General features: G+C 39.4%; 29 protein-coding genes. 12 read left to right on the forward strand and 17 right to left on the reverse strand.

Annotated features, from left to right (window positions below):
- Positions 1 to 7: 7 nt before the first annotated feature.
- Entirely contained in the window at positions 8 to 1,114 is a 1,107-nt protein-coding gene (locus AC1Z3K_RS06820) for an iron-containing alcohol dehydrogenase family protein (protein ID WP_461732264.1), read from the reverse strand.
- 21 nt (positions 1,115 to 1,135) lie between these two features.
- The gene (locus AC1Z3K_RS06825) at positions 1,136 to 2,134 is read right to left on the reverse strand and encodes a D-isomer specific 2-hydroxyacid dehydrogenase family protein (RefSeq protein WP_461732265.1); all 999 of its coding nucleotides are present in this window, start codon (positions 2,132 to 2,134) and stop codon (positions 1,136 to 1,138) included.
- Positions 2,135 to 3,319: 1,185 nt separating this feature from the next.
- Here AC1Z3K_RS06825 and AC1Z3K_RS06830 point away from each other — a divergent pair.
- On the forward strand, positions 3,320 to 4,210 hold the full coding sequence (locus tag AC1Z3K_RS06830; protein WP_426083795.1) for a MurR/RpiR family transcriptional regulator: 891 nt from the start codon (positions 3,320 to 3,322) through the stop codon (positions 4,208 to 4,210).
- Between the two features lie 586 nt (positions 4,211 to 4,796).
- Here AC1Z3K_RS06830 and AC1Z3K_RS06835 read toward each other — a convergent pair.
- The 3 genes from AC1Z3K_RS06835 to AC1Z3K_RS06845 all read right to left on the reverse strand — a co-directional run bounded on the left by AC1Z3K_RS06835 (position 4,797) and on the right by AC1Z3K_RS06845 (position 10,062).
- The gene (locus AC1Z3K_RS06835) at positions 4,797 to 6,086 is read right to left on the reverse strand and encodes a hypothetical protein (protein WP_461732266.1); all 1,290 of its coding nucleotides are present in this window, start codon (positions 6,084 to 6,086) and stop codon (positions 4,797 to 4,799) included.
- Between the two features lie 201 nt (positions 6,087 to 6,287).
- Positions 6,288 to 8,906: a cation-translocating P-type ATPase gene (locus AC1Z3K_RS06840; RefSeq protein WP_461732267.1), complete on the reverse strand. Its 2,619-nt coding sequence runs from the start codon at positions 8,904 to 8,906 to the stop codon at positions 6,288 to 6,290.
- A 385-nt stretch (positions 8,907 to 9,291) separates the two neighbouring features.
- Positions 9,292 to 10,062 (reverse strand): hypothetical protein, encoded by a 771-nt coding sequence (locus AC1Z3K_RS06845; RefSeq protein ID WP_461732268.1) that lies wholly within the window; start codon positions 10,060 to 10,062, stop codon positions 9,292 to 9,294.
- 335 nt (positions 10,063 to 10,397) lie between these two features.
- Here AC1Z3K_RS06845 and AC1Z3K_RS06850 point away from each other — a divergent pair, with 335 nt between their 5' ends.
- Positions 10,398 to 11,192: a hypothetical protein gene (locus tag AC1Z3K_RS06850; RefSeq protein WP_461732269.1), complete on the forward strand. Its 795-nt coding sequence runs from the start codon at positions 10,398 to 10,400 to the stop codon at positions 11,190 to 11,192.
- 69 nt (positions 11,193 to 11,261) lie between these two features.
- On the opposite strand, the gene AC1Z3K_RS06855 is transcribed toward AC1Z3K_RS06850, so the two are convergent.
- The 6 genes from AC1Z3K_RS06855 to AC1Z3K_RS06880 all read right to left on the reverse strand — a co-directional run bounded on the left by AC1Z3K_RS06855 (position 11,262) and on the right by AC1Z3K_RS06880 (position 15,040).
- A complete protein-coding gene (locus tag AC1Z3K_RS06855; protein WP_426083785.1) occupies positions 11,262 to 11,783 on the reverse strand; it encodes a histidine phosphatase family protein in 522 nt (173 codons plus the stop codon).
- Between the two features lie 129 nt (positions 11,784 to 11,912).
- Positions 11,913 to 12,239, reverse strand: a complete 327-nt coding sequence (locus AC1Z3K_RS06860; protein ID WP_461732270.1) for a zf-HC2 domain-containing protein — start codon at positions 12,237 to 12,239, stop codon at positions 11,913 to 11,915.
- On the reverse strand, positions 12,236 to 12,721 hold the full coding sequence (locus tag AC1Z3K_RS06865; protein WP_426083781.1) for an RNA polymerase sigma factor: 486 nt from the start codon (positions 12,719 to 12,721) through the stop codon (positions 12,236 to 12,238). Before AC1Z3K_RS06865 ends, AC1Z3K_RS06860 begins: the two co-directional genes overlap by 4 nt.
- Before the next feature lie 95 nt (positions 12,722 to 12,816).
- A complete protein-coding gene (locus tag AC1Z3K_RS06870) occupies positions 12,817 to 13,548 on the reverse strand; it encodes an ABC transporter permease (protein WP_461732271.1) in 732 nt (243 codons plus the stop codon).
- Positions 13,548 to 14,324: an ABC transporter permease gene (locus tag AC1Z3K_RS06875; RefSeq protein WP_461732272.1), complete on the reverse strand. Its 777-nt coding sequence runs from the start codon at positions 14,322 to 14,324 to the stop codon at positions 13,548 to 13,550. The genes AC1Z3K_RS06870 and AC1Z3K_RS06875 overlap by 1 nt, the downstream gene beginning before the upstream one ends.
- Positions 14,321 to 15,040 carry an ABC transporter ATP-binding protein gene (locus AC1Z3K_RS06880; protein WP_461732273.1) on the reverse strand — a complete coding sequence of 240 codons (720 nt, stop codon included), beginning with the start codon at positions 15,038 to 15,040 and terminating at the stop codon, positions 14,321 to 14,323. Before AC1Z3K_RS06880 ends, AC1Z3K_RS06875 begins: the two co-directional genes overlap by 4 nt.
- A 213-nt stretch (positions 15,041 to 15,253) precedes the next feature.
- On the opposite strand from AC1Z3K_RS06880, the gene AC1Z3K_RS06885 reads away from it, so the two are divergent.
- The 10 genes from AC1Z3K_RS06885 (at position 15,254) to AC1Z3K_RS06930 (ending at position 20,300) form a co-directional block, all read left to right on the forward strand.
- On the forward strand, positions 15,254 to 15,565 hold the full coding sequence (locus AC1Z3K_RS06885; RefSeq protein WP_461732274.1) for a TIGR04197 family type VII secretion effector: 312 nt from the start codon (positions 15,254 to 15,256) through the stop codon (positions 15,563 to 15,565).
- 1 nt (position 15,566) lies between these two features.
- On the forward strand, positions 15,567 to 15,842 hold the full coding sequence (locus AC1Z3K_RS06890; protein WP_461732275.1) for a hypothetical protein: 276 nt from the start codon (positions 15,567 to 15,569) through the stop codon (positions 15,840 to 15,842).
- A 50-nt stretch (positions 15,843 to 15,892) separates the two neighbouring features.
- Positions 15,893 to 16,246 (forward strand): hypothetical protein, encoded by a 354-nt coding sequence (locus tag AC1Z3K_RS06895; protein WP_461732276.1) that lies wholly within the window; start codon positions 15,893 to 15,895, stop codon positions 16,244 to 16,246.
- A 5-nt stretch (positions 16,247 to 16,251) separates the two neighbouring features.
- Complete coding sequence (locus tag AC1Z3K_RS06900) at positions 16,252 to 16,668, forward strand: hypothetical protein (RefSeq protein WP_461732277.1); 417 nt, start codon at positions 16,252 to 16,254, stop codon at positions 16,666 to 16,668.
- Between the two features lie 31 nt (positions 16,669 to 16,699).
- The gene (locus AC1Z3K_RS06905; RefSeq protein ID WP_461732278.1) at positions 16,700 to 17,245 is read left to right on the forward strand and encodes a hypothetical protein; all 546 of its coding nucleotides are present in this window, start codon (positions 16,700 to 16,702) and stop codon (positions 17,243 to 17,245) included.
- Positions 17,246 to 17,444: 199 nt separating this feature from the next.
- Positions 17,445 to 18,011: a hypothetical protein gene (locus tag AC1Z3K_RS06910; RefSeq protein WP_461732279.1), complete on the forward strand. Its 567-nt coding sequence runs from the start codon at positions 17,445 to 17,447 to the stop codon at positions 18,009 to 18,011.
- 242 nt (positions 18,012 to 18,253) lie between these two features.
- Complete coding sequence (locus AC1Z3K_RS06915) at positions 18,254 to 18,619, forward strand: hypothetical protein (protein WP_461732280.1); 366 nt, start codon at positions 18,254 to 18,256, stop codon at positions 18,617 to 18,619.
- A 12-nt stretch (positions 18,620 to 18,631) separates the two neighbouring features.
- The gene (locus AC1Z3K_RS06920) at positions 18,632 to 19,075 is read left to right on the forward strand and encodes a hypothetical protein (protein ID WP_461732281.1); all 444 of its coding nucleotides are present in this window, start codon (positions 18,632 to 18,634) and stop codon (positions 19,073 to 19,075) included.
- A 149-nt stretch (positions 19,076 to 19,224) separates the two neighbouring features.
- Positions 19,225 to 19,767, forward strand: coding sequence for a hypothetical protein (locus AC1Z3K_RS06925; RefSeq protein WP_461732282.1), 543 nt, complete (start codon positions 19,225 to 19,227; stop codon positions 19,765 to 19,767).
- Between the two features lie 5 nt (positions 19,768 to 19,772).
- Complete coding sequence (locus AC1Z3K_RS06930; protein ID WP_461732283.1) at positions 19,773 to 20,300, forward strand: hypothetical protein; 528 nt, start codon at positions 19,773 to 19,775, stop codon at positions 20,298 to 20,300.
- Positions 20,301 to 20,601: 301 nt separating this feature from the next.
- On the opposite strand, the gene AC1Z3K_RS06935 is transcribed toward AC1Z3K_RS06930, so the two are convergent.
- The 6 genes from AC1Z3K_RS06935 to AC1Z3K_RS06960 form a co-directional block, all read right to left on the reverse strand.
- Positions 20,602 to 21,582, reverse strand: coding sequence for an aldo/keto reductase (locus AC1Z3K_RS06935; protein WP_461732284.1), 981 nt, complete (start codon positions 21,580 to 21,582; stop codon positions 20,602 to 20,604).
- Positions 21,583 to 21,897: 315 nt separating this feature from the next.
- On the reverse strand, positions 21,898 to 22,932 hold the full coding sequence (locus AC1Z3K_RS06940) for an ABC transporter ATP-binding protein (RefSeq protein WP_426083754.1): 1,035 nt from the start codon (positions 22,930 to 22,932) through the stop codon (positions 21,898 to 21,900).
- The gene (locus AC1Z3K_RS06945; RefSeq protein WP_461732285.1) at positions 22,913 to 23,764 is read right to left on the reverse strand and encodes an ABC transporter permease; all 852 of its coding nucleotides are present in this window, start codon (positions 23,762 to 23,764) and stop codon (positions 22,913 to 22,915) included. The genes AC1Z3K_RS06940 and AC1Z3K_RS06945 overlap by 20 nt, the downstream gene beginning before the upstream one ends.
- Entirely contained in the window at positions 23,764 to 24,567 is an 804-nt protein-coding gene (locus AC1Z3K_RS06950; RefSeq protein ID WP_461732286.1) for an ABC transporter permease, read from the reverse strand. Before AC1Z3K_RS06950 ends, AC1Z3K_RS06945 begins: the two co-directional genes overlap by 1 nt.
- A 2-nt stretch (positions 24,568 to 24,569) precedes the next feature.
- On the reverse strand, positions 24,570 to 25,391 hold the full coding sequence (locus tag AC1Z3K_RS06955; RefSeq protein ID WP_461732287.1) for an alkaline phosphatase family protein: 822 nt from the start codon (positions 25,389 to 25,391) through the stop codon (positions 24,570 to 24,572).
- Positions 25,381 to 26,475, reverse strand: coding sequence for an ABC transporter substrate-binding protein (locus AC1Z3K_RS06960; RefSeq protein ID WP_461732288.1), 1,095 nt, complete (start codon positions 26,473 to 26,475; stop codon positions 25,381 to 25,383). The genes AC1Z3K_RS06955 and AC1Z3K_RS06960 overlap by 11 nt, the downstream gene beginning before the upstream one ends.
- Positions 26,476 to 26,642 lie beyond the last annotated feature (167 nt).

A 26,642-nucleotide genomic window follows, 5' to 3' on the forward strand; every position in this document is an offset into this window, starting at 1 on the left:
CCTCCCTCTATCCCTTCCCTTTAATGTACTCTTCCAGCTGATACACTGCTGTGCGCAAGGTATCTTCAGTAATCGTTATTGGAATGAGATGAACCTTTTCTTTCGAATCAATAAATTTAATAATATCCTCAATCACTGCCTCATCCTCAGGATAAATGCCCATCTGATGTAACGACATCGGCAGCTTCAGCTCCTGATAAAACGGCAGCAGCTGATCAATCATTGCCCATTTCTCTTCAAGCGCCAGCTGATAAAAAATCCCATAAGCAACTTTTTCACCATGAAGATACTGATGACTTTCGGGAATATACTTACTCATCCCGTCATGCATCGCATGTGCTGCAGCATTTCGGGCATATTTATCCCCTAATCCGCCGACCATTCCCGCAACAGCGAAGACAATTTCCGATAACCGAACAAAACAGTCAGACAATTTGCCGCTTTTCATATCTTCGATTGCCTGAGCAGAATCCTTAGTAATTGCCTCTTTACAAAGCTTGGATGTAAAGCCAGCCAGCTGTAAAAATGGTTCATTTATCAGGTCTTTCTGCTGCAATATTGCATCAGATTCATACCATTTGGCCAACGTATCAGCTAAACCGGCAATAAAATAATCGACTGGTGCATCAATGATTAAACTTGGATCAGTTACCAGAAAAGCAGCCTGTCTTAAAAAATGCTCCGTCTTTCCTTCTGCTTCTCCACTTTCCTTATACATCACCGAAAGCGGTGTCCACGGTGCGCAGTTACTAGCCAATGTAGGAATAACCCCAAAATTCACGTTCAGAACATGTGCTGCGTAGCCAACTAAATCAGTCAGTTTTCCACCGCCAACACCAATAATAAAATCAACTTCCTCTTGTTTACTAAGTGCTACAATCAAATCTGCTCCATAGTAGCTGCATTCTCCAGTATATTGATGGAAAATAAATGAATAGCGTTCCTCATTCAAGAATGTCAGCTTTGGCTTGGCTTTTTCCCACGAAACAGATCCATGTACAACCAGTATTTTTTTAGCCTGGTATTCCTCCAGCAGCAGCGATACACGGTCAATTGCGCCTACATGATACTGGTAGAACTGCGGTCCGATTTTCACTTTCAAATCATCCAGCATACAGCTTTCCCCCTGTTTTCTCTATGCTATATAGCTGCTGTAAGCCTGAACGGCTCTTTCCGGCAGCTTGCCAGCAGCAACATCTTCCACATCACGAACACATTTCTTACCCATTTCCTCTAAGCATTCCATTGTATAAGCAGAGGTATGAGGGGTCATCACAACATTGCTCATTGAAAGATACGGATGATCCTTACGTCCTGGCTCTTCCTCCAGCACATCTGTCGCAAAGCCGGCAATCTTCCCTGATTTTAATCCGCTTACAATTGCTTCTTCGCTCACTAAAGCTCCCCGAGCACTATTGGAGATATACACATTGTCCTTCATCTTAGCAATTTCTTTTTCAGAAATCATATGATAGTTTTCATCAGTCAGGTTTGCACACAGACAAATGACATCTGAGGATTCCAACAGTTCATCCAGCTCGATTTTTCGGGCACCAAAGCTTTGAATATGCATCTCCGATTTATATGGATCATAAGCCAATACCTCGCAGCGAAAACCATTGCGGACAATTTCTACTACACCGCTGCCAGTATTGCCCACGCCGATAACGCCCACAGTTTTGTTAAACAGTGTCCGTCCAACAAAATCAGCTCTGGCCTCCCAGTCGTCCTCCTTCACGCTCTGGTGTGCTTCAACTGTTCGACGTAGAATTGTCATCAAATTGGTTACATTGTTCTCTGAAACAGCATCACGTTCAACAAGAGCTGGAATAATAGTTACAATCGTATTATGCTTTTCGGCTGCTTCCACATCAATGTTATTGTAGCCAATGCCGTGCCGTGAAATTAAAATAAGTTCATCCTTATGGTCAAAAAACTCCTGAGTAAAAAACGGCGTGACACTTGCAATAATAATATTATAGCCTTGAAGCTTTTCAGCTAATTCCCGCCCATTGATTTCACCATCCACAGTGAAATGGGCAACAGGACCAATTTTTTCCAAACGTTCCATATGCTCTGGAAACACCTTACCAAAACTACTGGAGTTAACAATTGCAATTTTGAATTTCGACATACCTTCGCTCTCCTTTAACTGCTCTTTTTAGAATGTGTCCAATGAAGTTCATATCTGAATGAAGCTGCAGCCTTTATTCGAGAAAGTATCTGGACTCGTTGTATTTATACTTGATGGAAATGATTGTCGGAATCTAAATCTGTTGCTTTGAAACAACTCCTATAGAGGAGCTAATCTGCCTCCTTTCTGTAGTGAAAAAGCTGTTACCAGCTCCCGTCCATTCCACCAGCTGGACAACACCTCACATGTAGGAATCTGATGAACCAATTCACTATAAATAGTCTATTTTATTAAAATTTAAATCTCTCAACACGTTTTACTTTTTCTCCCTCCGACACCCACATCTTACTTGATAAAAAATAATATGTAAAGGTTTCCAATAAATAAAAAATATTTTTTATTATAAGTCCCAAATCCAATAATAACAATGCATGTAAGCGCAATCATTTATTTTTTGCAGAACAAAGTAAATTGGCAGAAGTAAATTGCTGCATTCTTTTATTTATCAAATCATCTCATTACGAAAAAGCAAATAACCAAACAATTCTATTCAATTTATAAAAACAAAGTTAATGTTTTTTTATTTTAGACAACCATTAATTTATCCTTTAATTTAAAAGAAAATACTAACTATGCAATTGATTTTTCTTTTTTTAACGTTATATTATTCTCGTAGCATTTAACATTTCGTAGAAAAACAACAAAATTCAATCCTTTTTTCTCTTTTTCAAGTTCTCCATTATGAATTATTTAAGTGCATTTTCTTTATCAGCTATTCACTCATTTTCCACTAAAAAACAATGAAAATTCTTTTTCTAAAATCCCCAAAAAATAAAAATTATTTTTTTAATTTCAGCCATTTTCTTCGTTTTATATTGCAATTGGCCTATTCCAAATGTTGCTCATAACCAAATTCTTCTCTACTTTTAACTGAAATATTTCATAAAAAACTGTAAAGGCTTTACAGAGCCTTCCTGAATTTAGTAAACTTGTAGTAATTTAAATCTCCGACAAATAATAATAAGCACACTCACATAAACAGATAGTTTCTGTTCCTATTATTCCAACGACTGGAACAATCTTTCATTTACGTTTACTGCTTTCTCACTCCTATGGATCGTCGCATCCGTTTGTTTCATTATGTACCGACTCGAAGAGCGGCGCGAGTCTAGAATGGAGGAAACCATGAAGAATCACTATTTAGACCAGCGAATACGACTTAAAGGGGGAGCGCTGAGCGAAACAGAACAAAAAATCGCCGACCACTTTACTCATGAAGACGAGGTCTTGTCTAGAAAAACATTAGAAGAACTGGCAAATGAGATTGGTGTATCTCAATCATCTATTTATCAGTTCGTTAAAAAAATCGGTTATGGAGGATTTCAAGATTTCAAAATTGACGTTGCCCGCAACTCAAATTATCAACCAGGATTTCAAAATGTTAATCACATGACTGGTGCAGATGATATCCATCCCGACGACTCAAGCATTGATATTGCCAAAAAGGTTTTACAAGCAAATATCTACTCCTTGAGCAACTCCATTCATTTTCTTACGGAGGAGCTGCTTAATGAGGCTCTTGCCTTGATTTACTCTGCTAAGACCCTGCATTTTTTCGGTCTAGGAGGCTCTACGATTGTTGCTTTCGACAGCTTCCATAAGTTTATCAGAACCAAGTATCGCTGCAACTATATCTTCGATTATCACATGCAGCTAGGGTTCGCTACTAAGCTGACCAGCGATGATTGCGTCTTCATCTTTTCTCACTCTGGTCAGACAAAAGAGTCTATCAATTTGGCAAGACAGGTCAAAAAGACGCCTGCAAAGATTATTGCCTTGACTGGCAACAGCGGCTCCGAACTAGTCAACTTAGCAGACAAAGCGATTATTGTACTCACTGAGGAAACCGTCTTCCGAACAGAATCACTAGCATCCAGAATTAGCTATCTAACCGTCATGGATATTTTATATACGAATGTTATGCATCATAACTATGATCAGAATGTGGAATCTATAAAGAAGATTCGAGACAATATCAGTACAACAAAAACTAATCCGTATAATTTTACTTTGTAGCATTGGCTATGAGGATGGGACAGAAGTGTTTAGTCCCGAGAACCAAGTAGGTACTGTTTAACATCAGCTCGTTCCTCACTGTGTTTCTCAGCAATAAGAAGAAATTCACGGAAATGTCAGGAAACACGAATGTGAGTCAGTCGATGTTGACTGATTCCTACCAGGTGTTCTTCAAATTTTTGTGAATTTCGGCTTGTTTCCGAAGGTTTTGCTCCTGCGATTACTCGTCGCAGTTAAGTGCTTTGTGCGTGCTCCTGCGATTACTCGTCGCAGTTAAGTGCTGTGTGAGTGCTCCTGCGATTACTCGGCGCAGTTAAGTGCTTTGTGCGTGCTCCTGTGATTACTCGGCGCAGTTAAGTGCTTGGCGCGTGCTCCTGTGATTACTCGGCGCAGTTAAGTGCTAGTGAGTGCTCCTGCGGTTACTCGGCGCAGTTCAATGCTGGTTATGTGCTACTGCGCCCACCGTTTATCCTACTCACGCTGCAATTAATCATTTTCTTGCAGATGTTCATTTCTGCAAAAATAAGTGGGAGGACGACCAAAAAATTGGCCGTCCTCCCACTTATTTTTAGTTTAGCTGATTCGTTTATTGCGTACCTAGCTTCCCGTATAGCTCAGCCAAGGTTGCTGATTTTGTCAACATGTTTGTGTACATCGTCATGCCGTCCGCATCTGATATTGTACCGCCAGCGTCATTGATCTCTTTTCCTAATTCTGCATATTCCGCCATCAGCTTGGTATAGTCTGTTAGGAAGGTCAAGCTTGCTGTATCGTTATACGTGCTTGGATTATCTACATAGCCCTGTGCTTTCGTAATCATTTCGTCATACTTCGCATCTATTCTCTTTATCGCAGCGACAACTCCGCTATTATCTGCAGTGGTGCTGTCATTATTTTGCTCTGCTGCACTAGGCGTACTGCTTTCTGTAGTAGCATCTTCTGCTGGTGCGGTGCCGCCAGCTCTCAAAGCCATTACTTGTTTACGATACTCGATAATAAACTCTTCCAAATCACTTTCCGTGATTCCTAAATCTTTTAATGTTCCTAAATACGCATCTAAGGCTTCATCACTGCCTTCATGCTGCGCATTATAATAAAGTCTGTTATCAATTACAGATTCGTCTAAATTTGTATAGTTTATCTCATAAAGACCTTTTTCTGTCGCTGTTAGTTTCAGTCGAATTCCTTCTTCTCGTTTTGTTAAGTCCAAAAATAAGTATTTATCATTAGGAATAGTATAAAACACATAATTATTTTTTTGGAATGCAGAACCAACTTTATCTTTTAAGACTGGAATTTCCCCAACAAATCTTTTCGGAGCTGCTTCGGGATTGTTTTCCATGCCAAAATTTTGAACAAATTCTACAAAGGTCGGCAGTGTCATCCCTAATGAACGAACCTTATCCACATAAGACTCTATCGCGTTCATATCATCTTCCGAGCTAATGCTCATAAATGAATGCTCATACGTGCCATTATAATAAACTTTTCTATCTTTAAAACCCTGTTCCTGATTGGAATATTCGATATCCAACAATTGCCCATAAACGTTTATTATTCCAGTAATTACAGTTCTGTCTTCTAAGTTTTCTAAGACAATTGCTGTATATTCATCAGTTGCAGGCGTTCCAATTTTAACAGTATAGCCCGCTTCCTTCAAAATAGTCTCTGCGCTTTCATCTTTTATCTCATATTTTGATTCATCGATGATACTTTCTCTTTTATCCTCTTCCGTTTCTTCTGTTGTCTCTTTTGTTTCTGTTTGTTCAACCGATTCTTTACTTTCCTTCGTCGTTTTCGCACCCTTGCTGCCCCCACAGCCAGTGATTAGAAATAACGACAATACTGCAACAATAACACCAAACCTTTTTTTCATTTTTTTCTCCTTTACTATTTATTTTTTACCTCTCTAGTATAACAAAGCTTTCGTCTTCTGAGAACCTCCTTCCGCCCAAAAATTGGTCAGCTATCTCCTGTCGCTGCAGCGTAAAAGCAGCTGTTTATCAGCTATACAGAAGCCAATCTATAGCTTATAAGTAGAGCTTCAAACCAGAATACTGAAGTTTAAGACAAATAGTTATAGTGTTTCTAGACTTCGCTCATATCTACTACGCCCTAATTTCTTTACCTCTACGTACACAAGAGGCATGACGGATAAGCCCAGCACAATCAGCCATTGATAAAAACTCAATGGAGCAAAATGTAGCACACTCGCTGTCTGAGGAAGTGCCACTAATAGGATAAGCAGTAACGCCCCTGCTGCTGTCGTTCCAAGCAGCAGCTTATTCGTCAACAAGCCAATTGTAAAAATTGAATTTTTGCTTCGACAATTATACATATGGATAATCGTAGTTAGTCCCAAAACCAAAAAGGTCATGGTATTAGCTGTCAGATGGTCATCAGATATTCCAAAAATAGGATAGCGGCCGGCATAAATAGATAGCAACGTCAAAATAGTAAAAACTATGGAAATATCAATAATTTTTTTCAATAAGCCATCAGCAAAAATACTGCTGCCCTTAGAAACCGGCTGTTGTTTCATACTATTCTTTTCTGAAGGCTCCACACACAAGCTAAAACCGGGAATCCCATCCGCTACTACCTTGATGATCAGTAGCTGAATCGCCGTAACCGGCGCACCCCAGCCCAACAGCATGGAAATCAGAACAATGGTTAAAGCTGAAATGTTACAGCCCAGCATCGCATAAAGCGATTTACGAATATTGCTGTAAACCCGCCGTCCTTCTTTAACAGCTTCTACAATCGTAGCAAAGTTGTCATCCAGAAGAATCATATCTGCTGCTTCCTTGGCTACTTCGGTTCCGCTGCCCATTGCAATCCCTACATCTGCGGCTTTTAGTGCCGGCGCATCATTCACACCGTCTCCAGTCATTCCGACAATTTCATTATTTCCTTGCAGCGCTTTGACAATTCGAATCTTATCTTCCGGCGAGGTTCTCGCAAATACTCGATACTCATGAATAATCTCAGCTAATTCCCGTTCTGTATAGCCTCCTAGTTCAGCTCCAGTCATTGCCTTGGTACCATCAGTTAGAATACCGACATCTGCAGCAATTTTTTTAGCAGTTAGCAAATGATCGCCTGTAATCATGATTGTTCGAATACCAGCTTTTCTGGCAACCGCTACTGCCTGATAGCTTTCTTTTCTCGGCGGATCAATAATCCCTACAAGACCAGCAAAGGTTAAATCTTTTTCTAGATACTCCGGCGTAAAGGTACTTGGAGCTACGGCAAATTCTTTATATGCCACCCCCAGCACTCGGTATGCCTGACCGGCTAGTTCATCATGATAGGCTTGAATATCTTTAGAGGCTTTCTCTGATTCTTTAGACAACGGCAGTCGGTCTACTGCTCCTTTGGTGATTGAAATATAGCGGTGAGCTATTTTATAAACGGTAGTCATTCGTTTATTTTTTGAATCGAAGGGAATTTCATGTACACGCTGATAGGTCTCCGCCAGCCGCTCCAGCTCTTTTTGTTCAAGACGCTTTTCCACTAGCTTGGCAATTGCACGCTCGGTTGGATTGCCCACAGCTTCAGGATCTCCGCTGATATTACTAGATAAATAGAAAAGAATTAATAGTTCCTTCTGTTTCTGCGTCAGCGTATTTTCGATAGCAGCAGACGCTTCTCCAAACGCCCAAAGCTTTTTAACTGTCATTTTGTTTTCAGTAATCGTGCCTGTTTTATCCGAACAAATAACTGAGACATTTCCGATTGTTTCTACAGCCGTCGGTGTTCGCACAACAGTATTATGCTTTGCCATGTTGCTGATACCGTAAGATAGAGAAATAGTAACAACTACAGGTAAAACCTCTGGAATGGCAGCTACCGACATTGATATAGCGGTCATAATCGTCACTTCTAATGGGTATCCTCTTAAAAGACCAATCAAGATAGCTAATAGCCCCGAACCAATAGCGACCAATCCCAGTATCTTGCCTAATTTTTGCATTTTTATCTGCAAAGGTGCTAATACAGCTTTTTCTTCAGAAAGTAAGCTCGATATTTTGCCGATTTCTGATTGCCGTCCAGTCGCTGTCACAACTGCTTTACCTCGGCCGTTAACAATCAAAGAGCCGGAAAACAGTCGATTTTTCTGATCTCCAATACTGTCCTTTTCTGTCGATTGATAGTGCTCGTCCTTCTCACTAGGCTCACTTTCCCCTGTTAGAAATGATTCTTCCACACTCAACTGAACACTTTCCAACAACTGAGCATCAGCAGGCACCCGGTCTCCCAAAGTTAAATCCAGAATATCACCGGGAACAATGTCTGTACTCTCTACTTCAATGTTCCTGCCCTCCCGTATGACTCTGCTTTTTGGAAGATTATAACTCTTCAATTCCTCCATCGATTTTTCCGCTTTTTTCTGCTGATGGACAGACAAAAATATATTTAATAAAACAATACCGAAAATAACGATGGGCTCAGTAAAATCATCCGGATGGGCTGTAAAAGCAACATAACTGGACAAGACAGTCGCAATTAACAAAATAATTATCGTGATATCCTTCAGTGCCGCAAGCAAATATGTAAAAAAATGCTTGCTTTGCTCTTGGCTAATGGTGTTCGCTCCATACTGCAGCAGTCTTTCCTTAGCCTGCGCTTCGGTAAGTCCTAAGTTTCCGTCTGTCTCCCAGTTAGTTAATATTTTTTCTTGTTCCTTCATCATGCCTAAAACCTCCCAAACAAAAAAAGTCAGTCAGACGAACCATAAAGCCTAAGGTTCGTCTGGCTGACTTTCTACAAGCTCTGTTCCGGCGAACAAAGCTTAAGTCGTATTTTATTATGACCGTATTTTTTCACATTCCCATTTTTTTGTCAATAGCTAACTAATTGGATAGCTAATATTTCTGTAAAAAGAGCTGAAATAAAAAAACACAAAGCTAATAAAAAACAGCAGTTATATTTATTTTTTCATCAACCTAAAACAGATATTATAAAGCGATGTTGAATGCTATTTTTTCATGATGCAACTCGAAAAATATCTTTCGAAATTTAGAATTATCATTTGAAAAAATAACAAAAAAATCGACATTTCTAAACAATAAAAAGAATCATTCAAACTGCATTTTTTCACTATGAATTGCCCTGCGCTGCTCAAGAATTCGGTGTACCTGTTTTACAATCTCAGTCTCTCCGGCATGATATGCTTTATGAACATCGATTGAAACAGTAAGTAGGTTCTGTTCATAATCGGTACCTTTGCGGGAAACAAAAATCAGATGATGAATAGCCAGCTCGCCATTACTTGCCGGAATACGAATCCCGTGGCGATTGTATTGCGCTAAATCAGCACCGCTGATTTGACAATAGAAACGGTCACGGCAGGCAATTCTGTAAGGAACGCTTGCCATATGTCTTTTAGTGAATGTCGCTTGGGAGTAATTTCGGGAACAGCTGTCTTTACAAAAAGAACGGCGCCCTTTCGGCAGCTCTTTCCCACACCATTTACAACTCGCAGCATCTGCACGAAGATCACATTGACCAAAGCCTAAAGGTTCACCGAATTGTCTTTCATATTCTGCCAAACTTAGCCATGCCCGTTCAAAGCTCTGATCTTTTTGCCGAAGCTGGCTCCCCCGTCCCTTGTACTGATGTTGCTCAGGCAGCGCTTTAACCAAAGGCTCCAATACTGATTTTTCCTGTAGGGTTATTTGCTTACTTAGGCCAAGCTTCTGTAGCTTCTCACCATCAAACTCATAAAGAGTACGGCAGCGAAAACAAATACATACTTTATTTTGCTCATATTCACTTAATAGAATATCCAATTTCCGCTGACAGTTAGGACAGTAAGCCCCAATCATTTTTACTCGTTTGTATGACATATCGTGCCTCTCTTTTAGTTAAAATAGCTGATAACTTTAATAAGGTTAAACAGTTTATGTATTTCTTTTTTTATTCTCCCCAAGAATGAAGGGGATGTTTTTGAACGGATTGCTCGGCGCAATCCGTTTTATTTTCGTACGCATACCATTCGACTAGCGGTTCCTATATAAGTCGAAATGGCAGCTAGCTCAAATATATGGTAGTGAATTTCTTCAAAATTCAGTTCTAGATTCGTACGCATACCATTCGACTAGTTGTTCCTATATAAGTCGAAATGGCAATTTACATTGGTCTTTTTTCGCGTTATCCTATTATTATCATAGGAGGTGTATTTATGGCTATCGACTTGACTTGTGAGCAGCGGCAGCAGCTTTGGCAAAATTTGACTACTCTTCAGCAGGAAACCCTTCAGCAGTTTAAGAAGTATCAAATGCAGTCCTTATTCCTGACTGAAAATTTTTTGAAGGATGAAGAGTGGCTCTTTATCGATTTTAAAGAAAATCCGCTGTATCCTCATGGAGAAGAAGGACGGCTTTTTTGTCGTTGCGGTCGTGAGCTGAAATATCAATTTCTCCTTACCTCTGAAAAAACTGGCGAAACATTAGCATTAGGCTCAACACATTTTGCTCAGCATTTAGGGGTAGCACCTCACATTGCGCAACAGGTACAAGCTGGTATTCATCAGCTGGATCGAGGGGTTGATTTAATCCTGGTCAGTGTTGAAAAAGGCATTCGTTTTCCCAGACGCTACTATAATCTTTTTATTAACCGGGGATTGAAAAAGCAATGCAGCAGCAGTTTTCTAAAACGTCTGGCTGCCTTTTCAAAAGCTGATCTTCCATTGTATGAAGAGGACAATCAGAAGCTGATTGACGCCCTGAAAAAATCCGGATTTAAGCTTGAAGCGATAGGGGCACCGACAACAGCAAAGTCTTCCGGCAATGCCTTGAAAGATTTAATTCTTCTACTTCAAAACTATGAACAAGGGGAAGAAATTCCCACTGATGAACTCCTTAATCAGTTGAATATGCCACAAAAAGATTTTTCCCGCTGGTTAGGTTTATTGGAAGGTGAAAGATTTCCTGTCCAAGTGAAAAAAGTTAATACAAGCTATTACCGTATTCGCTGAAACAGGAGCTGTTACTCTCGTGTCTAGTTGGTCACTATTAGGAAATATCATCCTGTTTCAGCAGTTTTCTTAATAGTCGAATACAAGAATTTCTCCCGAACGTGCCACTCCTGTTTTGAAATCATAATTCTTAGGTTGTCCGCTAAAATAGTAATTAATTACGCGGGCATTTGCCGCATGAGTGACCACTAGGACTGTTTGCTCTCGATACTTTTCCATAATCATTGTACAAAATTCACTGTTCCTCTGCATGAAATCCTTATAATTCTCTGTTTTCTGCTTACCAGTCATTACAGCCTGCCAAAACTGCTTGAGTCTCTCACTTGTTTCCTCAGTCCCCTCAAACTCGCCACAATCAATTTCCATTAACCGTTCGTCAAATATGAGCTTATCTCCACAAATGATTTCCCCTGCTTGACGTGCCCGTTTTTGCGGACTGCAAAAGCAACAATCGAAAGCGACATCCCTGAGCTTTTCAGCTTGTTCTCTGGCTTGAGCAACCCCCTTTTGATTTAACTCTGTTTCCGTCCGCCCATTAAATCTTTTTAGTGCATTCCACTCTGTTTCTCCTTGACGTATAAGATATAACATTTCATCCAACCTCCAGCAACATATTTCGTGCGCCATTTTTTATCTAATCATTGGCTCAACATCATTTAAGCCGAGTATCTTTGTCTTTTATATCTTTCTCAAGCTCACTAGCTATATCAAAAAGAGCTATCACTTATTCACAAAACTAACATCTACAAACAGTAAAATCAGCAGTGCCAGAATCGCTACAACAATCAATGTCACTAGACTTCCCCTAATTAACGAAACAAGCATACCCCGCTGCCATTTTTTTGATATATCTTTTACAGCCCGCGCTTCATTCAGGTTTTCTTCCTGAAACAAAAAGGGCGTCTGCGCTTCCATCTGCTCCAGTTCTATCCGACACTGAGCACAATCCGCCAAATGCTCTTCAACTATGCTGCGGCTTTCTTCACTGCAGACATTTTCAGCATATAGCGGCAGTAAATCTCTGATTACTTCACATGATACCTTCATTTCATCGCCTCCTGCAATTGTTTTTTTGCCCGGTAAAAAATCACCCGTGCCCAGCTTTCATTTTTTCCAAATAGTGCTGCGATTTGCCCATGGGATAGCTCCCCAAACACACGCAGTGTAAAGACTTCTTTATAGGGCTCTTTTAAATGATGGAGATGATAGTGAAGCTGTTCCGAGGATTCCTTTGCGACCATGCTTTCCTGCAAAGCCGACGAAGCACCTAACACCTCAACAGCTCTTTCCAATGGCTCCGGCTGCTTTTTTCTCTGATGAGAAAAATAAGTATTTTTAGCAATCTGACACAACCAGACAGACAGCTTACAATTCCCTTTAAACTCGTCGATTTTTTTTAGCGCTTTAAAAAATGTTTCCTGGGTGATTTCCTCAGCTAGTTGTTCATCTCGGCATAAGGATAAGATAAACCGATACACATCGGCAAAATGTTCCATATACACTGTTTCAAAGTCCTTTATTTTTCTCACCCCCATCACACCTATCTTTTATTATATATAAATCCTATTGAATAAACGAGGTCCATCCGCATTCCCCTTCTTATAAATCCAATCGCAACCTTTATTTAACGGACATCTCTCACCAGCCACTGCCAGCTGGAATAAAAGCCAAAAACAAAGACCCAGAGAAATTGACAAATGACACCTGTTTCTACCTCCAGAAAAAATGGAGAAGACTCATCAAGAAATAAGTTCATAACAGCTATATCCGGTAAAAATTTTGCCCATTCAGTCATTGCCAGCAGCATTTGGCTAAAGCCTAAAAGCAGAGAAATCAGCAAAACAAAGGGCAGTATAAATGATTTAAAGGTAATTGCTAAAGCCCCAGTCAGCCAGGTAAGCAGCAAGGCACTTAGTAACACAGGGAAAAATTCCAATAAGCTGTGAAGTAGAAAAGCTGTTGAGAAAGGCAAATCATTCAGAGTAGACAGCAAGAGGACACAAATGATTCCTGATAAAAGCGATGCACCTATTCCCACCACAGAAAGAAGCAGGTACTTTGCAAGCAGAACCTTTTTTCGGAAGGGTTCTGTTAGCAAGGTGGTCCGTAAACTATGAAAGCTATACTCTTGACCGAAGAAATAAGCGGCAGATACAATCAATCCAGCCTGTCCTTGAAATAACACCTGCCTGCTTTGGACAATGAGCTCTGATGCTGACCAGCTGTCCTCTGCTGTCAAACTGCTGTTCTTAAAAAGCAGAATTACGGCAGGCAGGCTCAACGTCAACAATAGAGCAAATAAACACCAGCGAGCGGAGGAAAATTTTGTCCATTCACTTTTTATAATAGGGCCCATCAGTAACGTCCTCCAATTTCTTGTCTAGACAAAGAACGAAATGCACTAGGGAACAGGAGTAAAATCCACAGCAGCAACGTAACGGTCCCCATTAAAGGGCTATGTGCCATCATTCCAGTTGGTGTGGAATAGATTGCATAGCTTGCGGCAACCGGTAAATATTTTCCCAAGTTCCAGTAATGCAGCAGGACAACTCCCAGACCTACAACCTGAGGAATCAGCAGTAATAAAGGCGCTGCCGTATTTTTAAATAACAGACCTAAAAGAAAAGCCAGAAAAGCGAGTAGCGTCCATGCCAATACGCCGTAAAGAATGAATTGCCAGCTAATACTACTTAACAGTAAGGGATGCAGACCTTCGTTCCCTAAAAAGAAATGGGTGATAGAGATGGTTGTAAAAATTGCACCAAAAGAGATACCCGCTGTAATAAACAAAAAGGCCGCCAGCTTGTACAAAGTCAGCAGTCGGCGATTGCCCTGATACAGAAAAGCGGTCCGCAATTCATGATGCTTAAAATTTTCCGCTCCGCTGACAGCGCCAAAAACAAGTAAAACAATGATGCCATAGGCCAATGCGTCAAAGCCATAGTATTCAACAGCAGGCATCACTGAAGCTAATTCAGGATTCGTCTCAGGTGTGGCATGTTTGCCAAGTGCTAATATATTTCCAGCATCAATTTTTGCCAGCAGCAGCTGCATAGCCAGCAAAAAGAAAAATGCTCTTTTACAGCTTCTACTAGTTACGATTCGGTAAATTTCTGTTTTTAATCCCCTCATTCTGTTTCCTCCTGCTCCGTTAGCGAGAAAAAGATTTCTTCTAGTGATTTCTCTTCTTGTCTCATTGCGGTCAGTTCCCACGAAGCTGCAAGCTCTCCCTGATGAATAATCACTGCCCTATCTGCTAGCTCCTCCACCTCTGACAAAATGTGCGAAGAAAGTAAAATGGTCTTTCCTTCTTTAGCCAGTCTTCGAAGCAGCTTTCTCAGCCAGCGAATACCGCTTGGATCCAGCCCATTCAGCGGCTCATCCAGCACCAAGTATTGCGGGTCGCCCAGCAGAGCAGCTGCCAAGCTTAGCCGCTGTCCCTCTCCCAAAGATAAAGTCTCCAGTCTTGCCTGCTTTTTGTCAGACAAACCAACCTGCTTCAGTACCTCTGCTATTTTCTCTTTTGGAATACTGTTGCTTTGGGCAATGATTTTTAGATGAGTTCTCACCTTACGAGAAGGAATACCCCCGATACCGTCAAAAACTGCCCCTACCGTTTTTAGCGGCATAGTCATTTCAGCATATTTTCTACCTGAAAACGTTGCGGAGCCTGACTGCTGACGATCCAGTCCCAGCAAGATTCGTAATGTTGAACTTTTTCCAGCGCCATTTTCACCAAGAAACGCAGTGATTTTTCCAGCTTCCGCAGTAAACGAAATGTTTTTTAGTATTTTTCTTGCTTTATGACTCTTACAGATACAATTTATTTCAATATCTTTTTTTGTCATTTTTTTACCTCCTTTTTATGTCCACATCACTATGACGCAGTAAGAGGCAAAACGTTTCAAAAAATGACAAAATTTCTTTTATTTTCTTTTTAATGGTCAAAGAGATTATCTAAAATATCCGATTTTCCCTAAAAATCTGATAATATTCACTACTTTACCTATGATAAACTGAAATAATAATACGAAATATTTTATCATTAAGGAGTGAGCAAAATGAGTCAAATGACAAATAATTTAGGTGTTGCGGGAGCTGTTTCTCAACAGATGAGCCAGGCTGCCAGTGCGCTGAACAGTACCTCATCGCCTGGGGCACTGGCAAGTAGAACCATGATTGCAGGCAATCGGCAGGCCCAGCAAACAATCCAACTGTCTTCCAGCATCGGTCAACGGGTGTCTAATGGCTTAGCCAGAGACGGCAACAGCATTCATTCTGTCTCTCAGGAATTTGCGGCCATCGATCAGCAGCAAAGCAAAGGCTTTGATGGTTTGAGCATTCTGCCTGGTCCAAGAAAAGGCAGGTTCTAAAATGGCACAAACAGAAGAAAACATTGCCCAACAGCTAACCATCGTTACCCAAACACAGGCAGACATACGAAAGAAGCAATGGCGGCTGGAAGAGCTGGAACAAGATTATCGCCGGCTAGCTACCCGTCAGGAAACCTTTCTGTTGGATGTTCTCTACAGCCATACCGAACAGACCCAACAGTTTTTCTCAGAGCTGGAGGATGACCTGTTTCAGTCTCATCGAGCCAATCTATTGACCATCGAAACAGATATTTACAGTGTTACTTTTCTTTTTTAATACAACTAGTTCATTATCTCCAATGCCGTTGAAATGAGAGGAACTTAACTATGGAAACTAGAATTAAACATGTTTTATTAGAAATTTATTATCAAGATGGATTAGATTTAAACAAACTATTCAGTGATGAAACCGGCTGGGAAGAGTTAGTTGCCAAAGGGGTATCATTTACTGTAGCAGATTACGAACTAGCCTACGCAGGAAAAGACGGCATTGTTGAGAAGTTAGAGGATTTCGTTGGCTTCGGAGGAGAGATGGATGTTGACTTAGATAATAAAAATTACGAAGCACTCAGAAAAAAGCTCCTTGATGAGTGGACATGTATTAGTCAAAAAAAGATTGCGGAAGCTTATTCAGAATATATGCAGGTCCGAGAACATATTTTAAGAAATAATGACGATTAATCATTATGACAACTACTAATAATTCTGAAATCAATAAGCAAGATAAGATTAATCAAATTGCAGATTTAGGAGACTATTTGAAATATGGAGATTTAGAAAAAGAGACTGCTATAACCTATTTAAATCTATTCATTCGTTTTTTGGTAAAACAAAATGATGATGATATGAAAGAGGAAATACTTGGAATTATTCTTGACACTGAAGATGCAAGAATCATAGATAAAGAGCTAGACTTAACACCTATTATTTCAAATTTGTCGATTTTTAATACGCAATGTGCTAGTTATGTGCTTTCTATTTTAGGGTATTCAGGAGAATTAAAATATCGACCCTATATAGAAAAATTTAAAAGCCATCCCAGTTTAGAAGAAGACGTTGCAGACGCATTAGATGAACTGACATATAGAGCTGAAAATCATTAAGTTCTCATTCAAATTTTAGGAGAATAAGATAATGATAAATAATAATTTGTGGGATAAAAAAATAAACTATAGTGATTCTGAAATTTTTGAAAGCTCAATTACTTTCAACTTAAAGCAATTAGAACAGCTATTCACAATGAAAATTGAATGTATCTATGGCTGTTTCACACTTGTATACGGTGAAGAAAATGAAGAACCAGATAATTCTGAGGACGTTCTTTCTAATGAAGAATTCAATAGATTTATGAAAAAGATGTTTACTGATGAAATAGGGTATGAATTTGCAAACACTGAACTTAGAATCATTGATTTTATCGATCAAGAGTTAACTATTGCACAGCAGTATCAGTTAGGAAAAATATATATACACTGCTTAAATGCCCGTTTAACACTAATGACAAATAGGAAAATAAATTATTTTATGGGTTTTGATGATGATATTCTGACAATACGATTTTATCAAGAATGGGAAAGCTCCGTTACCCACTTTGATCATTTAGAAAATTTTTCAGATCCTGTTGCTATCATATCCAGTGAAGAAATTTCCAATGGTTTCGTTCAAATTCCAAAAAGTTAAGCCTGAAAATCTAACTTTTTTGGGTCACTACACTTCTATCCAATGATGAAGCTCATTTAGTTTAGGTAGCTCTATCTTCCATATAATGGAAATAGGAGGAATGTTCATAACAGAACATATTCTTTTAAAACTGATATAGATGTCGAAGAATTAACGACATCTTACTAGCTCATTAAAAAATTGAACAAGGAGATAGTAAATGGCCATGATTTACATAGGAAATAAAGCAGATTTTGCAATAGGCTTTCAATTATTTGAAAAAGAAGATGGTGAGCTATATCTTTTCATCAAAGGGAAAAATGTTCTTTCTTATGAAAGAAATGGCAAACAATTCTCATTTCGTGGCGATATTCAAGAGCTAAGAGACTGGCTTGAGAAAAAGCAAACAACATTTTTCGATTCTACCTTCATTGAGTGGAGTGTACCATTGCAGGGACAAAGTGTTTCAGAGAAAATAGCATTCATTCAAAAAACAGATTTTGTATTCCAAACAGACGATCAAGAAATTGAAATGCTAGAAGCTTTTGCGGATTGGGCGTATGAACATAGCTGGATATCAGCCAGTGGTGGAAGTTTTCTTCCAGCCATAAATTTTTATAGTAGTGATGGTGAATGGATGGAATTATCATGGTTGGATGATTCAACTTATGAAGAATATGATGTTCGCTTCCTTTACCCATCGGGAACTGCGTACATCAATAGAAAGGTTTTTGAAAATGTTGTTGCAGAGTTCATCAATCGATTCGATGGGGAATATAGAAAGTGAGTGGATTGTATCATTTCAATCTTTCCTATGAAGTGGAAAATTTTCTAGAAAAACAATGGTGAAAAAATGAAACAAGAGAATGCAACTTTAGCAATAAGTACCATAAATGATTATATAAAATCTGGCGATTGTTACGCACATACACTGCTCAAATATGTTCTTAGCAACTACTGGGATAGTCATTTAGCAGAAAATATGACAGGGGTCTTCTTAGAAAACAGTAGTGATTTTAATTATTCCAGATGTTTCATTATTATTTTTTTGAAGACATTCAACTTCACCATCCCTTCTTCTCCGAAAAAGCCAATAAAGAAATTATTACTCGAGGGTATATTGAATTTATTAGTTTAAAAATATCAGCGATTGCTCCGTTTTACTACATTAACAAAGCAATGTATTCTGGAGCTACGGTTCCCTTAGATATTACTTATCTGGAACAATTCAAAAACAATAATTTAGAAAAAAAATATCATTCTATAAAAGAAGTAATGATGACTCATACGATTCATGAAGTTGATGATACTGATTTAACTGAACGTTTACCTTCTGTGAAACTGGATGATTATGATGTAGGTGAAGTTACCTATAAAAACTATTTATTTGAATAAAGGACAGATATTATGGAAAATAATCAAGCGATAAAATTTGTAGACAACAGTCTGTCAATCGGTGATTATGGGTATGTACTAAGAAGATATATTTATCACAATGAATGGGATAAACACGTCCTTAAAAATATAGCTAATCTCATATTTAAGCCGATGACAAATTTTAATTACTCCAGGTGTTTCTCCTATATGTTTATGGAGGATATTGACTTAAAACAACCCTTTTTTGCTAAAGGAACCAGAGAAGCTGTAGCTGAACGAGGATATATTGAATTTATCAGCTTGAAGATTTCTGCAATTAGCCCTGTTTTCTATATAGAAAAGGCTCAATATGAGCCTCACGAAGACGGAATAAAACACTCGCTAAACATTAGAGAATTATCTCAATTTAAGAATACTTATCTAGAAGAAAAGTACGAAGAATTGATACACGTATTAGAAAAAGAGGAACTATGACAAATTAATCCAGCAGTACTTAAACGAGAGTCACTTAATGTTCCGCTTGAAGACTATGAACCTGAAGATGTGACTTACCTGAGTTACCTCTTTGAGTAATTCATAAACTCTTTGACAGTCATTTCCAGTATCAGGGGGGCATGATATCTATGTTAAGTAAAAAAATCGAAACTATAAAAAATGACTATTATTTGAAAAAAAATAATGAAGACTTCAATCGCAAGTGTGCCGTGGAACTCACTTTATCTATGGAAATTGAGCAGTTCTGCTCTGAGAAAAATATTAAAATTGAAACCTATCCTAATACAGACGAGCCTTCACAAGAGTGGCGATTTTACTATGAAAAATATGTTAATGAAAATTTTTCTATCGCTTATGAATCAATCCTAACTATTTCAAAGTTAGAAACTATTTATTCTTTAAAGCATCGTGCTGAAATTCCTAATTTAGATCCCCAACGACTTGATCGAAAAATAATTACAGAGGATGATTCTCCTCTATGCTATTCCCAGAATGATTTACAAAAAATAATAGAAACTACTTTAAATAACTATGATTCACTTAAATGGATAGACCAATTTGAACTTGTAAACACCTTACAATTTTCAGAGAAAAATGGTTTATATGGTACGCAGGTTCGTTACTTTGAACTAGCATTTATCAATTTAATTGATGAAATAATCCCGAGGTGAAAGTGATGAAAAGTAACTTAGCGATGGATTTTGTAAAACGAACTTTAAAAGAAGGTGACTATGGTTATACATTAAGAAACTACCTTAAAATTGATACTTTAGATTATCTATTATTAGAAGATATGGATGATATAACTTTTTTACACATGACAGATTTCAACTATGGCCGTTGTTTTGCGTATATGTTTATGGAAGATATTCATTTAAGTCAGAACTTTTTCACAGTAAAAGCTAGAGAAGAAGTCATCGAACGAGGCTTTATTGAATTCATCAGTCTAAAAATTTCTGCGATAGGTCCCTTCTTTTACATTGATAAAGCAATGTATGTACCAGAAGGAAACAAATTAAAAATTACTCTTCTCGATCAATTTAAAAATAATCGTATGGAAGAAAAATTTGAAAATCTTTTACTATGTCTTGATGAAAAATTTGATAGAGTCAATCCAGATGACTTAAGGATTCCCTTAAAAGGCATCCCATTAGAAAATGTAGAACCTGATGATGTTACCTATGGCAGATACCTGTTTGAGTAAAGACCACAATCTTTAAAGATAGAGCTAAAATTATCGTTAATCCTACTACAGATTCTGTATCTTCCAGATGCTTCTCCTAATAATTTTTTTACCTTCAACATAAAACAGTTGTTTCTTACCAAGAGTGAGTACAGATATGATTGAAATTTCTAAGCTCTACACCAAAATCAGTGTTCACAAATGATTTTTGGTGTAGAGCTTATTACGTTGTTTCCACTAGATAATGTGTAAAAAAATAAAGCTAGCTAAAACACAAGAAACATGCTTTAGCTAGCTTTATCTCTAAAAACTTCTTTCCTAGTTAGATAGCACCAACAACTCTGTGAGGAACATAGGCTTCTTCCAGATAAGCAACCTCATCCCCAGTGAGTATCAAGTCAATCGCCGGCAACGCATCCAGCAAATGACTTTCCTTAGTTGCGCCGATAATCGGTGCAACGACTGCTTCTTTTTGAAGCAGCCAAGCTAATGCAAGCTGTGCTCGAAGTACTCCGCGATTTTCAGCAAGTTCAGCTACCCGCTTCACAATCACTTTATCCTGAGCTTCAGTCGTATCGTATTTCGATTTCGCCGTTTCATCTGTTAGAAAGCGTTTAGTCGTCGCTTCCCAGTCTCTGGTCAAGCGTCCGGCTGCCAGCGGGCTGTAAGGTGTTACTGCGATTTTTTGATCTGCACACAGCGGCAGCATTTCTCTTTCTTCTTCCCGATACAATAAATTCAAATGGTTCTGCATGGAAACAAATTTTGTCCAACCGTTTCTCTCTGCTGTTGCCTGTGCCTTAGCGAATTGCCAAGCATACATTGCTGAGGCTCCGATATAACGTACTTTACCAGATTTCACAAGGTCGTGAAGAGCCTCCATCGTTTCTTCAATCGGTGTATGGTAATCCCAGCGATGAATGATATACAAATCTACATAATCCATACCCAGTCGTTTTAAGCTTTGATCAATCTGATGAAACAGTGCTTTTCTGGAAAGTCCTCCGCTGTTTGGTGTTTGCTTCATTTTCATGTAAGCCTTCGTTGCTACTACGATTTCATCTCGGTTCGCATAATCTTTTAACCCTTTCCCAAGAATTTCTTCACTAGCTCCGTAGGAATAAATATTCGCTGTATCGAAAAAGTTAATCCCCAAATCCAATGCTTTTTTTATGACCGGCAGACTTTCTTTTTCTTCCAGTACCCACTCATGAAAGCCACTGGCTGGATCACCAAATCCCATCGTACCTAAACAAAGCTTTGAAACATCCATACCTGTATTACCAAATTTTACATATTCCATAATAAAGCCTCCTATTTTTTTACTTAATAAACGCAATTGCAGTCGATTTAAGGGTTCAGCTCTTATTGTTTATCCTACACCCTGAAGTTGACTATAGGTCAAGCCTTTTTATGTATTTTATTTTTGCAGCCTATCACTACTCACCGACTATTCTGATAAAAAAACAGGTCAGAATCCTCTTTTATTCATAGTTATCCAAAACATTCTATCGTTTTAGGAACTCTACAATACAGAGATTTTCTGAACTTTGCTTTTATATGTTTAGGGGAATCCACACAACTGGGGAAGATGTGCTTGTAGTATTTGACTAGAAAATCAACTGTATTCTGCCAAGCTTTCCGGCTGAAACTCAATAGGCACACTAAGAATATCATCCCGCTTTACATAGAGTGCTTTTGAAATGCTTCTCTCTGATTTGTCATTCAGCCGATCGACCACGACTTCTTTTTGATCCTTTGTCACAAAGATATAGCGTTGAATGTTCCCTAAAATAAATGTTTCTTTTAACTTAACGGGAATTTTTAAACAGTCTTTTTGCTGTTCAAACTGAATTAGTTCCGGACGCAGATAATAGATAAACTGATTATCAAAGCTGCCCTGTTCTTCTTCATAGCGGGTCAGTTCAAACCATTCAAACCGATTATAGTTACCGATAAATTCGGCGACAAATGGTTTTTCCGGTTCCTGATAAAGTGCTTCGGCTGAAGAGCTTTGAGCAATCTTTCCAGCATCAAGAACAAACACACGGTCACTAATCCGCATGGCCTCTTCCTGATCATGGGTCACAAAAATCATGGTGATTTGAAGCTCCTGTTGAATTCTTCGCAAATCCTGTTGTAGCTGCTTTCTGATACGGGCGTCCAAAGCACTTAACGGTTCATCCAACAATAAAACCTTGGGCTCCGTCACTAAAGAGCGGGCTAGCGCCACCCGCTGTTTTTGACCTCCGGAAAGCAGCTGAACATTCTTTTCAGCAAACTCTGTCATATCTACCAAATCAAGAATTTTGAAAACCCGTTCGTCAATTTCCTCCTTACTTAGCTTCTTCACCCTTAAACCAAACGCTACATTTTCAAACACACTCATCGTTGGGAACAACGCATAATTCTGGAAAACAAATCCGATATTCCGATCTTTGGTCGGCTTTGTTTGAAGCTCTTCCCCATCTAAATGAATCGTACCGGTTTTTGGCTGCTCTAATCCTGTGATACAACGCAGCAGTGTAGATTTTCCACAACCGCTGGGTCCCAATAGAGTGACTAATTCACCTTGTTCAATAGTCATCTCATCAACTGCCAAAATCTGCTTTTCTCCAAAAAATAAAGTCAAATTACGAATGCTCAAGTACATTTTCCACGGCTCCTCTCATCACTGCTTTTTCTTCTTTCGCTGCTGTCTGCCGCTGTCTTACCAGCTTTTTCTGACGATTAGTAATCGTAAAGGTCAACAGGGCAATCCCTACAAGAAAGCCTAAATACAGCACCATGACCGCACTAGCCAAATGACCGTTTTCATTCATTCGCCGTATCATATAAATGCGGATAGTTTCGAAACGTCCGCCAATCAAAAGATTGGTCAGCATGTACTCGCCAAAAACGGAAGAAAAAACCATTAAAGATACTAATGTAGTGCCGATTCGCAGATTAGGGAATAGAACTTTAAAAATAATAGTCGACATCGGTGCGCCCAAAGTTGCCGCAGCATCAACTAGCTCTTTCATATTAATTAAACGCAGCTGATTGTTAATCCCGAGAAAGACAACTGGCAGAGCACTGATAAAAAGGGCCCCAATCAAGACAATGAACATCGGCACACTGGTCTTGGCATAGGTTCTTAACAAAGCTGTAATAAGAATAACCCCGGGAATTGCATAAGGCAGCAGCACAAACTTTTCCATCATGCGGCTGATTTTTGGAAAAAACAAATGAATCCAGATAATTGTTGGAATCATAATCAAAAGAATTGAAGCCAAGACTAAGCCTGCCAGCAGCAGTGAACGGCCTGCTGCTTCAATAAACTTCTGATCAGAAAACAGCTGACCAAACCAGTGAAGGGTAAAATCATCAGGCAGAACCGTTTTAGTCCAAGTTGTTGAACTGGCATAAAGGATTGTACCAAGCAATGGCAGGAAATAGTAGATGGCAAACAGTACTAGAATACCGGTCGAAAGTCTTTTTTTCATTACCGCAGCACCCGCCCTTTTCGTTGAATCAGAATCATCCCGCCAACTAAAATTAATCCAAATAGCACTGCTAATGCGCTACCGAGATTTGGTTTGGCAAATACATCGCCGGACACCAGAGCAGCGATACGAATCGTTAAGAGGTTTACATTGCTGCTGGTCAGGGCATAAGCTGTCTCGTAAGTCCCCATACCATTGGCAAACAATATAACAAAGGTGCTGGCAAGGGACGGACGCAGAAAAGGCACAGCTACCTTTCGCCAGGCGTAAAGCTTAGAGGCGCCTAAAAGCTCGACGGATTCCAGCCATTCTCTTTTTACTTCCCGTATACTTGGATATAGAAACAAAAGTCCTAAAGGAATCTGAAAATAAACATACGTAATCGTTAAACCCCACCATGAGTACAACTCAAAATCAGCTAAAATCGGCAGCAGCAATTTCAGCACACCAACATTTCCCAGTAAAATAATAAAAGAAAAAGCTAAAGGGATTCCGGCAAAGTTTGCCGCCAGATTAGAAACAAAGGTGATTTTTTCCTGTGTCTTTGCGGATAGGTTAATTAAACATAAACACAAAATGACTGCACCAATAATTCCCAGTACACTAGAGAGGCAAGCAATAAGCAGGCTGTTCCAAAAGGCCTGTGTATAGTAGGCGTTTGCGAAAATGGCGGTGTAGTTGGACAGTGTCCATTGCCCTGTCAGGTCCGAATGGAAGCTGCCGATAATCATGGAAAACAATGGGATAATCAGAAAGGCGGCAAAGATAAGACCCATCGGTAGTAAAACCAGCTTCTTATTCATTCTTATCCCTCCACAGCTATTTCTAAACCAACCATTTCAGCAGAAGGTTTAATCCCTAACAAAGAACAGATTAAAGGTGCTATTTCCAGCTGCTTCACAATTTCTGGCAGCTCTCTGCTGATTTTTTTCGAATAGATGTATAACGGAACCTCACGATGAGCAGCTAGATTACCGCCATGCAGTCCGAACTCATCCATGCCATGATCGGCAGTGACAATAATCTGATACCCCTTCCCAAGCCAGGCTGGTATAAATTCACCTAAAAGATTATCTGCCCGATTAACCGCCCACTGATACTCTTTTGAAGCAGCCGTGTACTTATGACCGATATCATCAATATTCATTGAATGAACGAGTAAAAAATCAGGTGAATCACTGTTAATAATATAATTGGCGTCAGCAAATAAATGAGAATCCGGATAGGTATCCTCGCTATAAAAAATCCCGTGCTGTATCTGCTGGTCTGCATCCTGTTGAATTCGGTCTTCCCGAATATTATACGGCGCTCGATTATACAGCTCACTGTACCAATAATAGGCCGCAGCTCCAGTTGTTCCACCACTGTTTTTTACCAGCTGGAAAATGGAGGTCTGTGTTGACCGCTGACTATAGGCATTTGTATAGATACCATTTTTATAGGTAGGCACACCGGTCATTAATACTTCATACAGAGGTCGGGAATTGCTGGGCATTTCCGCCTGTACCTTCGTTAATACAGCTTGGTTGTGTTCTACTAAATGATTCAGAAAACCGCACTGGGCGGCTGCGGTATCATACCGGCAGCCATCCAGAATAATCAGAATCAGCTTGTCTTTATTTGGCATAGGCCAACACCTCTGATTGCCACAGCTCAGGTAAATCAACAGATGTTTTATCCCATGCTGCATTATCTTTGACTGGCACTGCTGCTTGATACGCAGAATCCGGCAGCAGCTTTTCAGCAACCTCTGCAGGCAGCTCTACCTCTCGTATTGGCCGGGCATACCCTCTCGCCAGGTTGATTTGGCCTTCATCAGAAAGAATATACTCTCTAGTCAGCTTAGCAGCATTAGGATGGGGTGCATTTTTATTGATGATAGTTGTATAGCCGCTAGTTACAGAGCCATCGTTGGGAACATTTACCGCAAATCTTTTAGCATCAATTTGATCTCGGTAATTCAAGCCGTTAAAGTCCCAGACAATCGCAACATCTACTTCACCCTTCTCCAAATTTGCTACACTTGCGTCTACAGAGGAGAGTCTGCCCTGCTCCGCAAGCTTTTTAAAATAAGCCAAACCAGGCTCTATTTTCTTTTCATCGCCATTATTCGCGACGGCTGCTGCTAAAACCGCAAACTGAGCTTGATTGGCAGTTGTCACATCGCCAACACTAACTTTATAGTCTCCACTAAGTAAATCAGCCCAGCTTTCAGGCGCTTTTTTTACATTGTTCGTGTCGGTTAGAAAGGAAATCGTTCCAGTATAGCTTAGCAGCCAATCGCCATTATCATCTTTCGCCCAATCAGGAATCTCATCCCAATAGCTGGTTTTGTATGGTAATGTCAGTCCTTTGCTTTCTGCCAACGGGCCAAAGCTAATACCCACGTCGCCAATATCGGCTGTACCGCTAGTCCCTTCAGATTCAAACTTAGCCAGTTCTTCTGCACTGGACATATCCGTATCTACATGGGTTAAGCCGTATGCCTTTTCTATATCCTGCCAGGTACCAATCCAGTTTGCCCAAGTATCCGGCATCCCCACACTGGCAACCTCACCTTCTTTTTTTGCCTTTTCAATAATCGTTTCCAAAGTGTCCTCTTCTGAGGAAAGATTTGCCGCACTGCTGTCCTTTGACCCACAGCCTGACAATGCAATCCCTAGCCCAGCTAAAGCAACCAGTCCAATTACTTTTCTCTTGTTGTTTTTCATTTTTTTGCTCGCTCCATTTCTTTTTGCTGTTTTGTTTGAAAAAAGCCAACCAATGATATTTACTATGAGGCTATTCCTGTTTGATTCAGCCTCAGTGACTTCACTTTAACAAAGCACTGTTAAAAGAAATTCAACTTTAAGAAAATTTCCAGTAAACATTGTAAAAA

The organism is Enterococcus sp. LJL128 (genome assembly GCF_056924295.1).

Excerpts from the sequence above, each read along its gene's own strand:
- AC1Z3K_RS06880 (WP_461732273.1), bottom strand. The coding sequence starts at position 15,040 with ATGACAAAAAAAGATATTGAAATAAATTGTATCTGTAAGAGTCATAAA.
- AC1Z3K_RS06845 (WP_461732268.1), bottom strand. The coding sequence starts at position 10,062 with ATGTCATACAAACGAGTAAAAATGATTGGGGCTTACTGTCCTAACTGT.
- AC1Z3K_RS06900 (WP_461732277.1), top strand. The coding sequence starts at position 16,252 with ATGACAACTACTAATAATTCTGAAATCAATAAGCAAGATAAGATTAAT.
- AC1Z3K_RS06920 (WP_461732281.1), top strand. The coding sequence starts at position 18,632 with ATGGAAAATAATCAAGCGATAAAATTTGTAGACAACAGTCTGTCAATC.
- AC1Z3K_RS06885 (WP_461732274.1), top strand. The coding sequence starts at position 15,254 with ATGAGTCAAATGACAAATAATTTAGGTGTTGCGGGAGCTGTTTCTCAA.
- AC1Z3K_RS06915 (WP_461732280.1), top strand. The coding sequence starts at position 18,254 with ATGTTTCATTATTATTTTTTTGAAGACATTCAACTTCACCATCCCTTC.
- AC1Z3K_RS06905 (WP_461732278.1), top strand. The coding sequence starts at position 16,700 with ATGATAAATAATAATTTGTGGGATAAAAAAATAAACTATAGTGATTCT.
- AC1Z3K_RS06950 (WP_461732286.1), bottom strand. The coding sequence starts at position 24,567 with ATGAATAAGAAGCTGGTTTTACTACCGATGGGTCTTATCTTTGCCGCC.
- AC1Z3K_RS06825 (WP_461732265.1), bottom strand. The coding sequence starts at position 2,134 with ATGTCGAAATTCAAAATTGCAATTGTTAACTCCAGTAGTTTTGGTAAG.
- AC1Z3K_RS06930 (WP_461732283.1), top strand. The coding sequence starts at position 19,773 with ATGAAAAGTAACTTAGCGATGGATTTTGTAAAACGAACTTTAAAAGAA.
- AC1Z3K_RS06855 (WP_426083785.1), bottom strand. The coding sequence starts at position 11,783 with ATGTTATATCTTATACGTCAAGGAGAAACAGAGTGGAATGCACTAAAA.
- AC1Z3K_RS06910 (WP_461732279.1), top strand. The coding sequence starts at position 17,445 with ATGGCCATGATTTACATAGGAAATAAAGCAGATTTTGCAATAGGCTTT.
- AC1Z3K_RS06945 (WP_461732285.1), bottom strand. The coding sequence starts at position 23,764 with ATGAAAAAAAGACTTTCGACCGGTATTCTAGTACTGTTTGCCATCTAC.
- AC1Z3K_RS06870 (WP_461732271.1), bottom strand. The coding sequence starts at position 13,548 with ATGGGCCCTATTATAAAAAGTGAATGGACAAAATTTTCCTCCGCTCGC.
- AC1Z3K_RS06960 (WP_461732288.1), bottom strand. The coding sequence starts at position 26,475 with ATGAAAAACAACAAGAGAAAAGTAATTGGACTGGTTGCTTTAGCTGGG.
- AC1Z3K_RS06860 (WP_461732270.1), bottom strand. The coding sequence starts at position 12,239 with ATGAAGGTATCATGTGAAGTAATCAGAGATTTACTGCCGCTATATGCT.
- AC1Z3K_RS06925 (WP_461732282.1), top strand. The coding sequence starts at position 19,225 with ATGTTAAGTAAAAAAATCGAAACTATAAAAAATGACTATTATTTGAAA.
- AC1Z3K_RS06940 (WP_426083754.1), bottom strand. The coding sequence starts at position 22,932 with ATGTACTTGAGCATTCGTAATTTGACTTTATTTTTTGGAGAAAAGCAG.
- AC1Z3K_RS06835 (WP_461732266.1), bottom strand. The coding sequence starts at position 6,086 with ATGAAAAAAAGGTTTGGTGTTATTGTTGCAGTATTGTCGTTATTTCTA.
- AC1Z3K_RS06830 (WP_426083795.1), top strand. The coding sequence starts at position 3,320 with ATGAAGAATCACTATTTAGACCAGCGAATACGACTTAAAGGGGGAGCG.
- AC1Z3K_RS06890 (WP_461732275.1), top strand. The coding sequence starts at position 15,567 with ATGGCACAAACAGAAGAAAACATTGCCCAACAGCTAACCATCGTTACC.
- AC1Z3K_RS06875 (WP_461732272.1), bottom strand. The coding sequence starts at position 14,324 with ATGAGGGGATTAAAAACAGAAATTTACCGAATCGTAACTAGTAGAAGC.
- AC1Z3K_RS06820 (WP_461732264.1), bottom strand. The coding sequence starts at position 1,114 with ATGCTGGATGATTTGAAAGTGAAAATCGGACCGCAGTTCTACCAGTAT.
- AC1Z3K_RS06850 (WP_461732269.1), top strand. The coding sequence starts at position 10,398 with ATGGCTATCGACTTGACTTGTGAGCAGCGGCAGCAGCTTTGGCAAAAT.
- AC1Z3K_RS06935 (WP_461732284.1), bottom strand. The coding sequence starts at position 21,582 with ATGGAATATGTAAAATTTGGTAATACAGGTATGGATGTTTCAAAGCTT.
- AC1Z3K_RS06955 (WP_461732287.1), bottom strand. The coding sequence starts at position 25,391 with ATGCCAAATAAAGACAAGCTGATTCTGATTATTCTGGATGGCTGCCGG.
- AC1Z3K_RS06840 (WP_461732267.1), bottom strand. The coding sequence starts at position 8,906 with ATGATGAAGGAACAAGAAAAAATATTAACTAACTGGGAGACAGACGGA.
- AC1Z3K_RS06895 (WP_461732276.1), top strand. The coding sequence starts at position 15,893 with ATGGAAACTAGAATTAAACATGTTTTATTAGAAATTTATTATCAAGAT.